The organism is Deltaproteobacteria bacterium (assembly GCA_016210005.1).
Taxonomy (GTDB): Bacteria; Desulfobacterota; Binatia; order HRBIN30; family JACQVA1; genus JACQVA1.
In genome coordinates this window covers 1-14,841 of record JACQVA010000082.1, presented here as the reverse complement: position 1 = coordinate 14,841, position 14,841 = coordinate 1, and the positions used below count along the sequence as shown (strand labels likewise).

At 66.3% G+C, this 14,841-nt stretch carries 11 protein-coding genes; 4 read left to right on the top strand and 7 right to left on the bottom strand.

From position 1 onward, the window contains the following. The first annotated feature begins 65 nt into the window (after positions 1–65). Both smc and ftsY read left to right on the top strand, forming a co-directional pair. A complete protein-coding gene (smc, locus tag HY699_08435; GenBank protein MBI4515827.1) occupies positions 66–3,653 on the top strand; it encodes a chromosome segregation protein SMC in 3,588 nt (1,195 codons plus the stop codon). Next, on the top strand, positions 3,578–4,816 hold the full coding sequence (gene ftsY, locus HY699_08430) for a signal recognition particle-docking protein FtsY (protein MBI4515826.1): 1,239 nt from the start codon (positions 3,578–3,580) through the stop codon (positions 4,814–4,816). The genes smc and ftsY overlap by 76 nt, the downstream gene beginning before the upstream one ends. On the opposite strand, the gene HY699_08425 is transcribed toward ftsY, so the two are convergent. The 7 genes from HY699_08425 to HY699_08395 all read right to left on the bottom strand — a co-directional run bounded on the left by HY699_08425 (position 4,782) and on the right by HY699_08395 (position 12,367). Continuing rightward, a complete protein-coding gene (locus HY699_08425; protein ID MBI4515825.1) occupies positions 4,782–5,726 on the bottom strand; it encodes an MBL fold metallo-hydrolase in 945 nt (314 codons plus the stop codon). The two genes, ftsY and HY699_08425, sit on opposite strands and share 35 nt — an antisense overlap. A gap of 20 nt (positions 5,727–5,746) precedes the next feature. Beyond that, positions 5,747–6,850: a glycine oxidase ThiO gene (gene thiO, locus HY699_08420; protein ID MBI4515824.1), complete on the bottom strand. Its 1,104-nt coding sequence runs from the start codon at positions 6,848–6,850 to the stop codon at positions 5,747–5,749. Positions 6,851–6,899: 49 nt separating this feature from the next. After that, the gene (locus tag HY699_08415; protein ID MBI4515823.1) at positions 6,900–7,262 is read right to left on the bottom strand and encodes a hypothetical protein; all 363 of its coding nucleotides are present in this window, start codon (positions 7,260–7,262) and stop codon (positions 6,900–6,902) included. A gap of 205 nt (positions 7,263–7,467) precedes the next feature. Beyond that, positions 7,468–8,673 carry a ribonuclease D gene (gene rnd, locus HY699_08410; GenBank protein MBI4515822.1) on the bottom strand — a complete coding sequence of 402 codons (1,206 nt, stop codon included), beginning with the start codon at positions 8,671–8,673 and terminating at the stop codon, positions 7,468–7,470. Between the two features lie 258 nt (positions 8,674–8,931). Beyond that, complete coding sequence (locus HY699_08405) at positions 8,932–9,345, bottom strand: PIN domain-containing protein (protein ID MBI4515821.1); 414 nt, start codon at positions 9,343–9,345, stop codon at positions 8,932–8,934. Then, on the bottom strand, positions 9,342–9,578 hold the full coding sequence (locus tag HY699_08400; protein MBI4515820.1) for a CopG family transcriptional regulator: 237 nt from the start codon (positions 9,576–9,578) through the stop codon (positions 9,342–9,344). Before HY699_08400 ends, HY699_08405 begins: the two co-directional genes overlap by 4 nt. 50 nt (positions 9,579–9,628) lie before the next feature. Continuing rightward, the gene (locus tag HY699_08395) at positions 9,629–12,367 is read right to left on the bottom strand and encodes an MMPL family transporter (protein ID MBI4515819.1); all 2,739 of its coding nucleotides are present in this window, start codon (positions 12,365–12,367) and stop codon (positions 9,629–9,631) included. Between the two features lie 1,016 nt (positions 12,368–13,383). Here HY699_08395 and HY699_08390 point away from each other — a divergent pair. Next, complete coding sequence (locus HY699_08390) at positions 13,384–13,809, top strand: GxxExxY protein (GenBank protein MBI4515818.1); 426 nt, start codon at positions 13,384–13,386, stop codon at positions 13,807–13,809. A 368-nt stretch (positions 13,810–14,177) separates the two neighbouring features. Beyond that, entirely contained in the window at positions 14,178–14,384 is a 207-nt protein-coding gene (locus tag HY699_08385; protein MBI4515817.1) for a hypothetical protein, read from the top strand. Positions 14,385–14,841: the final 457 nt, after the last annotated feature.

Sequence of the window (14,841 nt, the reverse complement as noted above, 5' to 3'; positions counted from 1 at the left end):
CGGTTGTTTTCTTGACTCAGTGAAGAACGCTGTGAAATACTCGATCGTGGGGTGGTGGTGATGAGATGCGGATCAAGCAGCTTGAGTTAGTCGGCTTCAAGTCGTTCGCCGAGCGAACGGTCCTCAGTTTTCCTTCGCGCATTACCGGCATCGTCGGGCCCAACGGCTGCGGCAAGTCGAACGTGGTCGACGCCATCCGCTGGGTGCTGGGGGAACAGAGCCCCAAGCACCTGCGGGGTGCGGCGATGGAAGACGTCATCTTCAACGGCAACGAGCGCAATGCGCCGCTGGGCATGTCCGAGGTCTCGCTGACCTTCGAAAACACCGGCCAGACGCGCGCGACCGGTGAGCCGCTCGACCCGGACATCGATGTCTCGACGATCCCGGCGCATTTCCGTGATCTGGCGGAAATTATGGTAACGCGCCGTTATTTTCGCTCCGGTGAATCGGAGTATTTTATCAATAAGACCGCCTGCCGGCTCAAGGACATCACCGAGCTGTTTCTCGGTACCGGCATCGGCAGCAAGGCCTACGCCATCATCGAGCAGGGGCGGGTCGAGCAGCTCGTCAACGCCAAGCCGGAGGACCGCCGCTTGTTCATCGAGGAGGCGGCCGGGACCACGCTTTATCGCAGCCGCAAGCTGGCCGCCGAACGTAAGATGGAGCGTACGCGCGACAACCTCGCGCGGGTCACCGACATCCTCCACGAGCTCGAGCGCCAGATCCAATACTTGAACCGCCAGGCGAAGAAGGCTGAGCAGTATCGCGCCCTGCAAGACGAGATTCGCACGCTCGAGCTGGGCTTGAGCAGCTGGCAGTGGCGGCAGCTGGGCGTCGAGATCGAAGCACTCGAACAACGGCGGCTCGAGCTGTTGGCGGATGAGGAGCGGCTGCAAGAGCAGATTGCCTCCTCCGAGCAAACCCGCGAGCAGGCGGCGGCGGCGCTGGCGGCGGCCGAGTCCGCCCTGGCCGAGCGCCGTGAAGCGCTCGCCGTGCTCGATGCCGAGCGCGAGAGCCAGCGCCAGCGGATCGAATTGATGCGCCAGCAGCTGCACGAGCGGGAGCGGCGGCTGGCGCGCTTGCACTCGGAGCGTGAAGCCAGCGCCAGCCGCGCTACGGCACTGGCGCAGGAAGTGAGCGCGGCCGAGCGCGAGCGCGACGAATGCGCCCGGTGGCTGTTGTTCGAGGAAGGCGAGCTGGCGAGCAAGGAGGCCGAGATCGAACTGGCGCGTTCGGCTCAGCGAGCGGCGCACGCTGCCGTCGAGGAGGCCAAGGCTGCGCTGGTGGCGCTGGCGACCCGTATGGCTCAGCTGCGCAATGACTCGGCTGCTGCCACACGCCGGCGTGAAGACGCGCAAAGGCGCTTATTGCGGCTGCAGGAAGAACGGCAAGCGCTGGCCGGCCAGCTCGAAGCCGCCGAACGTGATCTGGCCACGCGCCGGCACGACGTCGTCCTGCTGCAGCAGCGTTTGCAGACTGCCGCCGGTGAGAAGGAGCAGCGCGTGGCCGGGCTGCGCCAACTGGCTGAAGACCGCCGCCGGCTCGAAGGTGAGCTGAGTGGGCGGCGCGCCGCCTGCGTGCAGGTGCAGTCGCGCCTGCGCTCGCTGGCGGATATTCAGCGCAACTACGAAGGCTATCACGCCGGCGTGCGCTCGATCATGGCCAGCGAACAACCCGCCGACGGCGTCCTGGGAGTCGTAGCAGATGTGATCGATGCCCCGCGCGAATACGAGCGGGCCGTCGCTGCGGTGCTCGGCGATCGCTTGCAGTACATGATCGTCGATGAGGCCGAAGCCGGCGTCGGTGCTGTGGCCACGCTGCGCGAACAAGCCTCGGGCCGCGGCAGTTTCGTTCCGGTGACGCCGCGCCCGGTGCCGCTCGACGGTCTGGGTGCTGCGGGCATGAACGGTAGCAGCTCGCGGCTGCTCGATCTGGTGCGCGTGGATGAACGCTATCGCCAAGTGGTCGAGATGCTGCTGGGCGAGGTGGTGCTGGTGCCCGATCTGCGCGCCGCGCTTTCGCTCTGGCGCCAGAACGGCCGTTACGTGACCATGGTGACGCCCGACGGCGACGTCATCGACGCTGCCGGGGTGATTACCGGCGGCAGCGCCGAGCCGATTGAGACCGAAATCCTGGCGCGCCGGCGCGAGCTGCAAGAGCTGACCGAACAGGCGGCCGAGCTGGAGCTTCGGATCACCGCTGGTGATGAGGCGCTGGCCGCAGTCTGTGAGCGCATCGGCGACCAAGAGGCGGCGCTGGCCGCCCTCGATCGCGATTTGCACGCCGCCACCCTCGAACTGGTGGCGGCGGAAAAGGATGTCGAACGTCTGGAGCGCGAATGCCCGCGGCTGACCGACCGCCTCGAGGTGCTGCGCTTCGAGGCCGAGGCGCTGGCCGCGGAGGACGAGCGGGCCGCGGGTGAGCTCGAACAACTGCAGGTGGCTTTGCTGGAGCTGGCGGAGAGTGAACAGGTCGGCGACGGCGAACTGCGCCGCCGGCAGGCGGCGGCGGAAGCCGCCGCGGCTACGGCGGAAGCCTTGGGTGCGGAGGTGACCGCAACCAAGGTGCGGGTGGCCGAGCGCCGCGAGCGCCAACATGCGGCGGCGGCGGCGCTGAAACGCCTCGCCGCTAATCGTGAAGAGCTGGCGGAGCGCGAGCGCTCGCTGGCGGTGGAAGCGCAGGAAACCACCCGCGAACGCGCCTCATTGCAGCAAACCCTAGAAGAGGCCGAAGCGGTGGCGAGCGAGCAGGAGGCGCGCCGCGCGCTGCTCGATGAACAGGTGGTGGGTGCGCGCCAGGCGGTCGAGGGCGCCGCCGGCGCGGTCGGTGCGAGCGAGCAGGTGCTCAGTGCCGAACGCGCCGAGCTGGAGCAGCGGCGCGACACGCGCACGCAAACGGACATCGCCTTGGCCGAACACCGGCTCCAGGGCGAGCACCTCTGCGCTACCGTGCGGGAGAAGTACAGCGTCGAGCTGCCGCAGGAAGCGCCTAATTACCCGCACCAGCCCGAGGAGGGTGCGGCCGAGCGCTTGCAGATCCTGCGCGAACGAGTGGCGCGCATCGGCGAGGTCAACGTCAGCGCGATCGACGAGCTGCGCGAACTCGAAGAACGGGCGCAGTTCCTGCGTACCCAAAAGGAAGATCTTGAACGTTCGCTGGCGGATCTCGAACGTACCATCCAGCGCCTGAATCGGGCTTCGCGTGCCCGCTTCGCCGAAACCTTCGAGAAGGTGAACGAGCGCTTTCAGGTGGTCTTTCCGCGGCTGTTCCGCGGCGGCGAGGCGCGGCTGGTGCTGACCGACGAGCACAATCTGCTCGATAGCGGCGTCGAGATCATCGTGCGGCCGCCGGGCAAGCGGCTCGATACGGTCAGTTTGCTCTCCGGCGGTGAGAAAGCGCTGGTGGCAGTTAGCCTGATTTTCTCGCTGTTCTTGATCAACCCGACACCGTTCTGCTTCCTCGATGAGGTGGATGCGCCGCTGGACGATGCCAACATCAGCCGCTTTACGCAGATGGTGCGCGAGATGAGCGAGACCTCGCAGTTCATCGTCATCACGCACAACAAGCGGACGATGGAATGCGCCGAGAACCTCTACGGCGTCACCATGCAGGAGCCCGGGTTGTCGAAGGTGATCTCGGTGGCGATGCGGTAGAGGTTGCCGGCGCCGGCTTCGCGCCGGCGGCAGGCGATCGCGGTACTACAGGAGTATGCAAGCGTCTCCCCGCAACGGCGCGGCCGCCAGGCCGGTGCCTCGGCAGTTGTGCTAGCGTGAACCAGCCGAGTCCAGAGTTGCTCTTGGGCGCCGCCGCGGCGGTGTTGCTGGTCTCGCTCCTGATCGCGGTGCTGTCGTGGTGGCGGCGAAGACCGTTGCCCGCTGCGCCGCCCGCGGCGGCGGCAGCGGCTGAGCCGGCGAGCCCGTGGACGGCGTTCCGCGCCGGGCTGAGCAAGACCCGCGCGCTCCTCGGCGCCCGCTTGCGCGAGACCCTCGGGCGCGATCGCACGTTGGCGGCGTGGCTGGACGACTTGGAGGAGGCTCTGATTCTGGCCGACGTCGGGCTGGCGACCACGCAGCGATTGATCGCCGCGTTGCGCCGGCACCCCGGGCTGGACTCGGCGACGGCCGTGCTCGAAGCGCTCAAGGCGGAGATTCGCGCGCTCCTCGGCGATAACCCGCCCGAGCGACCCACGGCCAAACCGCTGGTGATACTCGTTGCCGGCGTCAATGGCGTCGGTAAGACCACCAGCATCGGCAAGCTCGCGCACCGCTACCGCAGCGCAGGTAATTCCGTGCTGCTGGTGGCGGCCGACACTTTTCGCGCCGCCGCCAGTGAGCAACTGGAAGTGTGGGCAGAACGGGCCGGCTGCGATCTGGTGAAGCACCAAAGCGGCGCCGACCCTTCGGCCGTCGTGTTCGACGGCTTGAAGGCGGCGCAGAGCCGGGGCGCGGACGTCGTCATCATCGACACCGCCGGCCGCCTGCACGTGAAAGCCAACCTGATGGAGGAGCTGAAGAAGATCGTGCGCGTCATCGGCCGTGAGATTCCCGCCGCGCCGCACGAGTCGTTTCTGGTGCTCGACGCCACGACCGGGCAGAACGCCCTCAGCCAAACGCGCCTGTTTCAGGAGGCCCTGCCGCTCACCGGCGTTATTCTTACCAAGCTCGACGGCACCGCCAAAGGCGGTGTGGTACTCGCGGTCAAGAGCGAATTGCAGCTGCCGATTCGCTACGTCGGCCTGGGTGAAGCGCTTGATGACCTGCGGCCGTTCGAAGCCGAGGCCTTCACCGCGGCCCTGTTCGAGCCGGCGGCGGCGTAGGCACACCGGAGCTATGCCGAAACACTCCCGGTTCCATTTCTACAACGGCGCCCGCGGCGGCCAGCCGCCGTAAGTGTTGCTCGATGGTGTGCTGCTCGGCCATGTCGATGAAAGGAAGCTCTGCCTGCGGCGGGTAGAGAAAGCGCCGGCGCACCATCTCGGCGAGTGTATGGGGCTCGCGCAAGAACTCCACAATCGCCTGGTCGCGTTCGGTAATCTTGGCGGTGAACGCCGCCAGGCGCTTTTCGTACACCGCCGGGTCTTCGATGACGCCGACGTGATGGGCCGACACCCAGACGCGGGCTTCGATGGCACGCACGCGCTCGAGTGAGCGCGCAAAATCATCCACGCTCGACCAGGCATCGCCGTAGTACGGCCCGAAACCGCTCAGATCGATGTCGCCGAGAAACAACACCCCCTCGGGCTCGATCAGAAAGGCACAGTGCCCGCGCGTGTGCCCGGGGAGGTGAAAGGCGCGCACCCGCACGCCGCCGAGCTCGAACACCGCGCTGTCGTCGAACTCCTGCGTGTCCGGCCGTGCGCAGTAGTGGAAGTGGTCGATGACATAGTCGCGCATGCCCGGCGTCAGTTCGGCACCGTAGCCGTAGATCGCCATCAGCCCCTCGACGCTGCGCATGCCGATGGCATCTTCGCGATGGGCGAAGACCTCTGCTTCAGGAAACACGAAGACGCCGGCGATGTGGTCCTCGTGCGCGTGGCTAACCACCATGACCTCCGCCGCGCCGCGCAGCTCCTTGGCCCGGGCCGCCACCGCCAGTGACGGGTCGATGATCAGCCGAGCGTCGCGCCCCCGCACCAAGACAGAATTGCCGTGTGGATACTTGCCGTTGTTGGCGCCGAGCAAAACCGTCACCCGTCCAAAACTGCGATCCGCGCTTGCCTGTGTCATCTCTGTTGCTCCGATCGCTGCTACCGTGGCCGATAGGAGAAAGGCTGGAGCGGTAGGCTGGTGGCGTTAGTGGTTAGCAGCTCGGTGACCAGCTGGCCGGTGACGGGAGCGAGCAGGACGCCGTTGCGGTGGTGACCGGTGGCGAGGATGAGGTTTTCAAAGCCACGCACGGGTCCGATAATCGGCCGGCGGATGGTGGGGCAGGGCCGCAGCCCCGCCCAGCGGCGCACCACCGGTGCGTCCGCCAGCGCCGGCATCATCTGCAGCGCTCGGCGTTTGAGCAGAGCGGCACCGGCCGCGGTGACTTCGACGCAGTCGGTGTACTCGACGGTGCTGCCGACATGCAACTCTCCGTCAGCACGCGGAATGAGATAGCCGTCATCCCAAGTGACGAAGTGATTCGGTAGCTGGCTGGGCCGCAGTGCCAGCATTTCACCCCGTGCCGGGCGCAGCGGCACGCGCACCCGCAGCTGGGCGGCGATCTCGACCGACCACGTGCCCGCAGCCAGCACGACCGCACCCGGGCAGATCCACTCGTCAGCGCTGCGCACCCGCAACACACGCGTGCCAGCGGTTTCGAAGCCCGTCACCGGCGCGTTGAGTCGCACCTCGGCGCCGCGCCGTCGCGCCGCTTCTGCCAGCGCGGCGGTGAGGCGTTCGCTGTTGATGCAATGCTCGCCCCCGAAGCGAGCCGCCACGCGCACTTCCTCTGAGAGCAACGGCTCCATCTGCCGGGCCGTGCCGGCATCAAGCAGCTCAGCGTCGAACTGCTGCTCCCGCCGACGCTGGACCAGCCGCTGCAGCTCGTCGCCCTCGCGCCCGCTAAACCCCAGCTCCAGCAGTGCGCCTTGCCTGTACTCGGGGTCGATCCCGCTCTCCGCTCGCAGCCGGGCGACGAGTTCGGGAAACAGTGCCGCACTGCGCCGGCGCAGCTCGAAGAGGACGCCACCCGGAGCATGGCTGCTGGCGACGGCGAGCAGGCCCGCGGCGGCGTTGGTTGCGCCGCTGCCGAGCGTGGCGCGCTCCAGCAGCAGCACGCGCAGCGAGCACTGGTGCGTGAGCGTGTACGCAATCGCACAGCCGATTACGCCCCCGCCGATGATCAGCACGTCCGGCTGGGGCATGACGGATCAACGGTTCAGCCGGCGCTGGAAGAGCAGGCCGCCGGGCCTCTCAGCGGCCGGTGTGCCATGGGCCGAAGCGGAACGACTCGCTCCCCCGCAACATGTTCGGGGTGAGGTAGGGAGAGCCGCTCAGCACGTTCCACACGTCGTCAGCGGCGTCGGTGTTGCCGGCCGTGAGCCAGCCGGTTAGTCCGCTGAGGGCGATACCGACGCTGCTCAGCGCCAGCCGAGCGGGCACGTAGGCGACGTTGATACCGGCGGCCAACAACGCGGTGGCTGGACTCGGCGCCCGGTCGGCTACCACCGGCGCTTGCTCGGGTAAGGGCTGGTACATTTGGGCGTACGCGCCCGGCACAGCCAACAACAACGAGAGCGCCAGCACGCATCGGGTCAGAGCGGTTCGTCTCTGCATTCGCAAGTCCTCCCGCTGACTAAATACCGCGACCGCGTGCCGCTGTCACGCGCTCGGTGCGGAGCTTCTCAGACGTTGGAGAAGACAAAGAATCAACCACCGAGGCACGGGGGGGCACAGCAGCTCGCAATCGCTCGGCTGCGGCCGTCGTTCCGGTTCATTCCGCAATCCGCGATCCACGGCCGCAATCCGAAGTCCGAAATTCTCAGCGGCGCACGGGCTCGAGCCGCAGCCGGCGCGTCTCCGACTCGACGCAGACGGTGGCCTGGCCGTTGAGCAGGCGTAGCAGCTGCTCGCCGGCGATCTCGCGCCGCCAGCCTTGCAGCACTGGCAGCTCCAGCGCGGGGGGCGTGCCATGGCGGATGGCAAGTTGCTCCAGGTCGCCGGTGGTCGCCAGCAATGTCGGTGCGATGTGGGCGTGCTCGGCGCAGCTGCGCAACACCGCTTGCAGCAGCTCGACCAAGCCCGTCGGCGCGCTCTCGTGGCCGTGGCGTTGAGGTGACTCGGGCCATTCATGTTTTGGAAGAGCGAGGGCCCGTTCGACAGCGGCGACGATGGCGGTGCCGCTGCGCTCGAGTTCGCGCGAGTACAAGCCGCGCAATTGGCGCAGTGCGGCCGGTGTCGTGGGGGCGCGGCGAGCCAGCTCCACCAGCAGGTCGTCCTTCATCAAGCTGCCGCGCGGTTTGTTGCGCTGGCGCGCCTCTTCCTCGCGCCAGGCCGCCAATTCGCGCAAAATGGCGAGCGCCTTACCGCGCAGTGCGCCGCGTCCGCGCACGCGCAGATGGGCCTCGCGGGGCGACAGCCGGCCGGCCGCGGCGCTCTGTTCCAGACGGCGGAATTCCTCGCTTACCCACGCCGTGCGCTGTAGCTCGTGCAGGCGCTGACGCAGCTGGTCGTGGAGCTGCGGCAGGTAGCGGACATCGTCGGCGGCGTACGCCAGCTGCGCCGCGCTCAGCGGGCGGCGCGTCCAGTCGGTCAAGGTCTCAGTCTTCTCGACGGTTACGCCGAGCAACCGTTCCACCAGCGGCGCATACCCCGGTTGCGCCCCATAGCCCACCATTGCCGCCGCCACCTGCGTGTCGAACAACGGCGCCGGTACCTGCTGCGTCAGCAGGAAGAACAGTTCGAGATCCTGCTGGCCGGCGTGGAATACCTTCTCGATGCGCTTATCGAACAGCAGCGGTAAGAAGGGATCCAGCCGCTCCAGAGAGCGGCAGTCGAGCACGGCGCACACCTGTTCGGTGGCCACCTGGATGAGTTCGAGCTGCGGCAGGTAGGTGCGCTCGCCGACGAATTCCGTGTCGACGCCTAAGCGTTCGCTCTCTGCTAGGTGCTTGCACAGCTCGCGCAGCGCGCCGATTTCTTCGATAAAGACGAATGCGCGCTCGCGCGTCGGTGCGGATCGAGGCATGCCATGGTCTCCGTGATGACTGGTCACGCTTACACGGCGGGTTGCGTTCCGTCCAGTGGCCGGCGCTGAGTTCGGCCGAATTTGCCGGACGCGCGTCGCGCTGGTGTCGTTCCTCGCGATTCGTCAGTCCGGTGGCCCGCCGCCGGGGGGCGGCCGAGGCGACGAGTAGAACCTGTTCGCGGAGCGTGATGCCCGCCGCGGTGGGTAGTGGGCGGAGCGGCATTGCGGCGCGCAGCAAAGGGCTGGCGACAATCCGTCCTACAGGTCCCGTGGCAGGAGCTTCAACCGGCGGTGGAGCTGCACCGTGCCGAAGTGGCGGAGATCCAAAGTGGCGATGGCCTCTGCTTGCCGGCGCTCGGCGATCGCCATGACCACGGTGTCAACCAAGCCCAGCTGCAACGCGCGGTATTTCCGGTTCAGCTCCTGCGCCCGATCCAGGTCGGCTTCATTGCCCCACTCGACCATGAACGCTCCCGCCGCCAGGTCATCGAGGAAGGCTTGGGCGACCCCCGCTCCCAGCTGGCTGTGGGCCAGGTAGTCCACCTCCGGCAGAACCGCCCACGGTAGTAGCCACGCCGACGGCCGCTTCTCGAACAGCTCCCGTAGGGTCACGTGGTGTCGGTCGTCGGCATCGAGCAGGGCCAGGACCGCGCCGGTATCGGCGACGATCATCGCGCGCGGCCGATGCCCTTGAGCAGCTGCTCGGCCCGCTCGCTGAGATTGCGCTTGCCGCTGCGTCCGCTGCCGAGGCTGCGGGGAACGGCGGTACCGCCGCCGCGCGCGTACACTGCCACCGCCTCACGCACCAACTCGGCGGGCCTGCGCCCTTGACGGCGGGCCATGGTCTTGAGCCGCTGATAGTCCTCGGCGTCGAGATAGACGGTGGTCTTCTGCGGAGGGTTCATGTGGTTGCCATATATGGCACATTGGGGCGCAATGCAACGCGCGGCTGGCTTCAATCCGTACCGGCGCGGGCGCTGCCGGCCGGCCTGCGCGCCAGGGCGGCGGTGGTGTTTTCGAGCCGATCGCTGAGGATGCGGGTGAGGTTGAAGAACACGGTGGCGGCAATGCGGGGGTAGCGCCGGCGCAAGCGCTGCAAGAAGCGCTGGTCGAGGACGAGGTACTCCAGGTCGTCGGCTACTACCACGTCGGCCGAGCGCGGGCGCTGGCGTACCAGCCCCATCTCGCCGATGACCTCGCCGCGGCCAAGGCTACGGATGACGCGGCGGTCGTTTCCGCTGCGAACCTCGGCACAGCCGCTGAGTAGTACGTACAGCTCCGGCTTCAGCTCCCCGCGCCGAGTGATGAAGGCGCCGCGCGCGGCGGACTCTAGGTGTCCCATAAGCACAACCAGTTTCGCCTGGAACGGACGCAAGCCGGCGAACAGCGGGATCTGCCGCTGGGGCTCGGGACCGAGCTTGAGAAACAGCAAGTCCCACAGCGTGATGATCTTGGTCGTGGTCAGCAGTGCCGGCGTCAAGAACAGCTCGACGGCGAGCGCGATGATCATGGTGGCACCGGCGAGCAGGCCGAAGTGCATCACCGGCTGGAAGTTAGACAAGCAGACGATGAAGAACCCGGCCGACAACGCCAGTGCGATGAAGAAGGCAGCCTGACCCGCGGAGCCCATGGCTGCGATGATGGCTTGCTCCTGGCTTCCGGTGCGGCGCAGCGCCTCGTTGAAGGCGCTCAGCAAGTGGATGGTGTCGTCAATGGCGACGCCGATGGCGATGGCGGCGATCATGCTGGTTGAGATGTTCAAGCTGATTCCGCTCCAGCCCATCAGCCCGAACAGGACAACCGTCGGCACTATATTCGGGATGAGCGCCAAAAGCCCCACCCGCAGGGACAGAAACATCAACGCCAGCAATGCAAAAAGCACCACCAGCTCCTGCCACAAGCCGGTGACTTGGCCCCACGCCAGCGCGTCCGCCGACTGGTTGAGCAACACCGCGGTGCCGGTCGGGCGGACGGTGATGCGGCCGGGAAAATGCTCCGCGGCAAACGCCCGCACGCCCGCGACGAACTCACGTACGTCGGCCGAGCCTGACAACTTGGTGCGTACTATGATGTTGGCCCGCGACGCGTCCGAACTCAGCACCGGCCGGAGGTCGTCCGCCTCGGCCAACATCAGGATCTGATCGACCTCGCTTTGCGAGTCGGGTAGGGCGGTGAGCGCATCAGCTTGCAGCGCGCGGCGCACCAGCGCCAGGTAGTCCAGCACCGACATGGTCTTGTCCACCCCCGGCTGTCGCTCGATGAACTGCTGCAGCTCGTGCATGGCAGCCAGCACGTCCAGGCGCGTAACTGCCTGTGGTGCGTGGCCGTCGATGACGACGGAGATCGGCTGTGTGCCGGCGAGCCGGCCGGCGATCAAAGCGTTGTCGGTGCGGATCCGGCTCTGCGGGTGGAAGAAACCGAGGTAGTCGGTTTCAACCCGAATTCGGCCGATTCCCCACAGGCTGATGCCGATGACGATGGCGTTGGCCAGTAAGACCGCGCGGCTGTGTCGCACAGAGAAGGCGCCGATGCGCCGGAGCAGGCTTGCCAGTCGGTTGCCATCGTCTTCACGGTGCGCAGGAATTGCGCGTGGCAGCGGCAAGAGCACCAACAGCGCGGGAACCACCGTGAAGGCCGCGAGCACGATCACCGTGATGCCAAAGACACTGTAAGCACCGAACTCGCGTACGCCGCGAATCGGGGTGAAGACCAGCGTGCCGAAGCCGATCAGTGTGGTCGCGGCCGCAATCGCCACCGGCAGGCGTACCCGGGCCATCGTCTGGGCGACGACTACTTGCGCGGTGCGCCCCGGCTGCGCTTCGGCGTAATACTCGCTGATCAAATGGATTCCCGAAGCGATGCCGATCACCATCAGTAGGGGGTTCAACACCAGTGTGCCCATGTTGATCGAGGTGCCCAGCAACACCATCAGGCCGCTGGTCCAGACCACGCCGATGATCACCGTCGACAGCGGAATGAGCACGCCGCGCGGAGTACGAAAGGCCAAGCTGAGCACGACGACCACGAGCAGCAGCGACAGCGCGGTGAACGTGCGCGTGTCGCTTTCCATCAGGCGTGCCCCGTTCGCTTTGATGGTCGGGATACCGGTGAGAGCGAACTGCTCGGGCCCCGGCAGTTCGGCTCGCAGCGCGCGCATTTGTGGTTCGATGCCGCGCGCCAGAAACAGCTCATCGGTCATCGACTCGAAGACCACGGTGATGCCGGCGGCGCGCCCGTCGGGCGAGACGATGTTCTTGAGGTAGAGCGGGTTGGCCAGCACCGCAGCGCGCAGCTCGGCCGCCTGTGCCGGCGTGCGCGGCAGCTGTGACATCAGGCGGCCAGCGCTCAGGCCGGAGTCGCTCATGGTGATGCCCTTGACGGTGGTCAGGCTCACGACCTCGCGCACCGCTTCAATCTGAGCCAAGCGTTGCGATAGCGTGTCGATCTTGGCGAGCGTAGTCGGAGCGAACACGTCGTCGGCAAACACGCCGATGACGGCGATCTCGTCGTCGCCGAAGTCGGCCTTGACGCTGTCGTGGTAGTGCTTGTCCGGATCATTTGCCGGCAGCAGGTCGTCCATCGAGCTATCCACCCGGATGGCGCGGGCGAAGAAGCCGAAGAACGCCGTCAGCGCGAGCATAACCGCCAAGGTCAGGCGCGGGGCCCGAAGCGGGATGGCGAACAGGCGACTCATCAACTTCAGCCGCCGGCCGGTTGGTGTTGCGGGCTCATGGTGACCGGCTCATACGCCGGGCGGCCGGGCGCGACAAGGGCAGGGCCGCGGCGAAGTCGTTCGCGAAGGGGGCAGCGCCGTCTGCAAACACGAATCTGCGCGCCACGGCAAGACTTCCGGAGACGGTCGCTCAGCGCGCGGCTGCCCCAACCAACCCTGATCTCCGTCAGCGCCGATCCCGGCAAAGGTTTCTCCCGGCCATTCCGCGATGACGAAAGTGAGCCGCGAGGTTCGTACAGGCGGCACGAATACGAAGCGTGAGCGAAACACCCACCGCTGTGGTAGTTTCGAGTAGACGCCGGCCCCATCCACGAGAGGGGAATTATTTTCCTTGACACGGTCGGCGCGCTTGGACTAACTGTCGCGGCGTTCGAGACAGCATTCGTCACCTGCTGTCATGCCAGCCGTTTTCGTCGACTGGGCCGCTGATCCAGGAGGGGATATCGCCCTTGATGCCTGAGATGAGTCGCCGCTCGCACAGCAACCCGGACCCTCGGGGCGCCAATCCGGGTCCCATCAAGAAGTTCCCGGATGACCCGGACATTCGGGTCGATCTGGCGGAGAGCTTCCGCCAGGAAGTGCGAACGCGGAAGCTGTCCCGCATGGCGAAGCGGGTGCGATCGCCCCGCGGAGAGCGGCTGCACCCCAGCTCCCTGTCCCGCTACCTACAAGGCAAGCTGGCGCCGACGATGACCGTGGCACGGCGCCTGCGTCAGGGTGTAGACGAGCAATACCGAGGTGTCGATATAGAGCACCTACTTAGCCCCGGCTCGCTTCGGCGCCGGCCGGCGCGGCCGGCCGATGTCTTCTTGCGCAAGGATGCGCTTCAGGCTCTCCTTCCGCGCCCGATGCAAGAGCTCGGGCAACGGCTTGCCCTTAAGGTACTTGGCGAAGTCCTTGAGTGCCATACGCCAACGGCTACCAGCGGCTGCGGCGACAGTCAACGCGATTCTCGCGGGCGCGTGAAGGGGGTTGCGATGCAGACGGGAGAATCACGAAAGCACGACAGCTCGAAAGCACGAACCGAGAAGTCGGTTGGCCATGACTTCGAGGCCCTGTCGGGACGAATCCTCGACGCGGCGGTGGCAGTTCATAGAGCTTTGGGGCCGGGCTTTCTGGAGAGCGTTTACGAGAATGCTCTCGTGGTTGCCTTCGAGCACCGAGGCATCCGCTTCGAGCAGCAGCGCGAAGTGCGCGTCTCGTTCGAAGGGGAGGAGGTGGGGCTGCATCGACTGGATCTGCTCGTCGAGGGCGAGATCGTTCTGGAGATCAAGGCCGTCAAGGCGCTGGAGGACGTCCATTTCGCCCAGCTCAAGTCATATCTGAAGGCCACCCATCTCCACATCGGCCTCCTGCTCAACTTCAATGCCCCGACCCTGATTGTGAAACGAGTGGTGCTGTGATGGCTGTGGGGAGTTTTCGTGTTGTCGACCTTTCGTGCTGTCGTGATCGCCTCCGTCGGACCGGAGCATCACGAAAACACGACAGCTCGAAAGCACGAACCGGGGAGTTGGTGGTCATGACTCCGTGTTTTCGCGTTGTCGTCCTATCGTGGTGTCGTGATCGCAGGGCTTCCGTTGCAGAAGTTGGGTGTTCAACGTCGCGTTTCTGCAACGGGCCACGGTTCCGGCGCCTTGCATTGCTCTACGAAGATGCGCTGTAAGGAAGGAATCGTGAACTACGGCCGGGCGCCGCCGGGTGCAAGCGGAGGGGGACGGAGGTTCAGGATGGAGATGTCAGGTAACCGACAGCCGAAAGGGGGAACGGAACGATGACACGCATCATCACGATTGGACTTCTGATGGGCTGCCTCACCGTCTTGGGCGGCTGCAGCTACGGCGGCGTCGCGACCAGCGGCGATGGCTCCACGCTCTACGTAACGCGCAACGGGGGCTTCTTCGGGGCGGGAAGAAGGGTGTTCGTGTGCAAACCAACGGGGGACAGGGTGAACTGCGTCCCGGCGCCGGACAGCCCGTGAAGGCGATCATGCAACCAACGCTAGCCGAGCGGTGATCGCTCCGGCCAGCCGTTCAGGCTCGGCTGCGGTCTGGCGCGAGTAGCGACCCCAGCGGTCGCTGGTGATTTCCCGTTTCACCAAGGCGGGATGCACCAGCACTCGCCTGACGCGCAGCCGGGCACCTGAAGGGCGTTGCGATGCGGAGCGGAGAATCACGAAAGCACGACAGCGCGAAAGCACGAATCGAGGAGTCCATCGGCGAAGGGTTCGACACGGTCCCTCGTCCCGCTTTCGTGTTGTCGTGCTGTCGTGATCGCAGTGTTTCCTTGCAGAAGTGGGGTATTCAACGTCACGTTTCTGCAACGGGAAGTAGGTCCGATTCGTTGCGGTGGGGTGGGTGAATGAGCTGTAAGGAGCGGAGTCGAGCGATATCGAATGGGGGCGTCGAGGAGTTTTCTCATCAAGGAGGACTCGTATG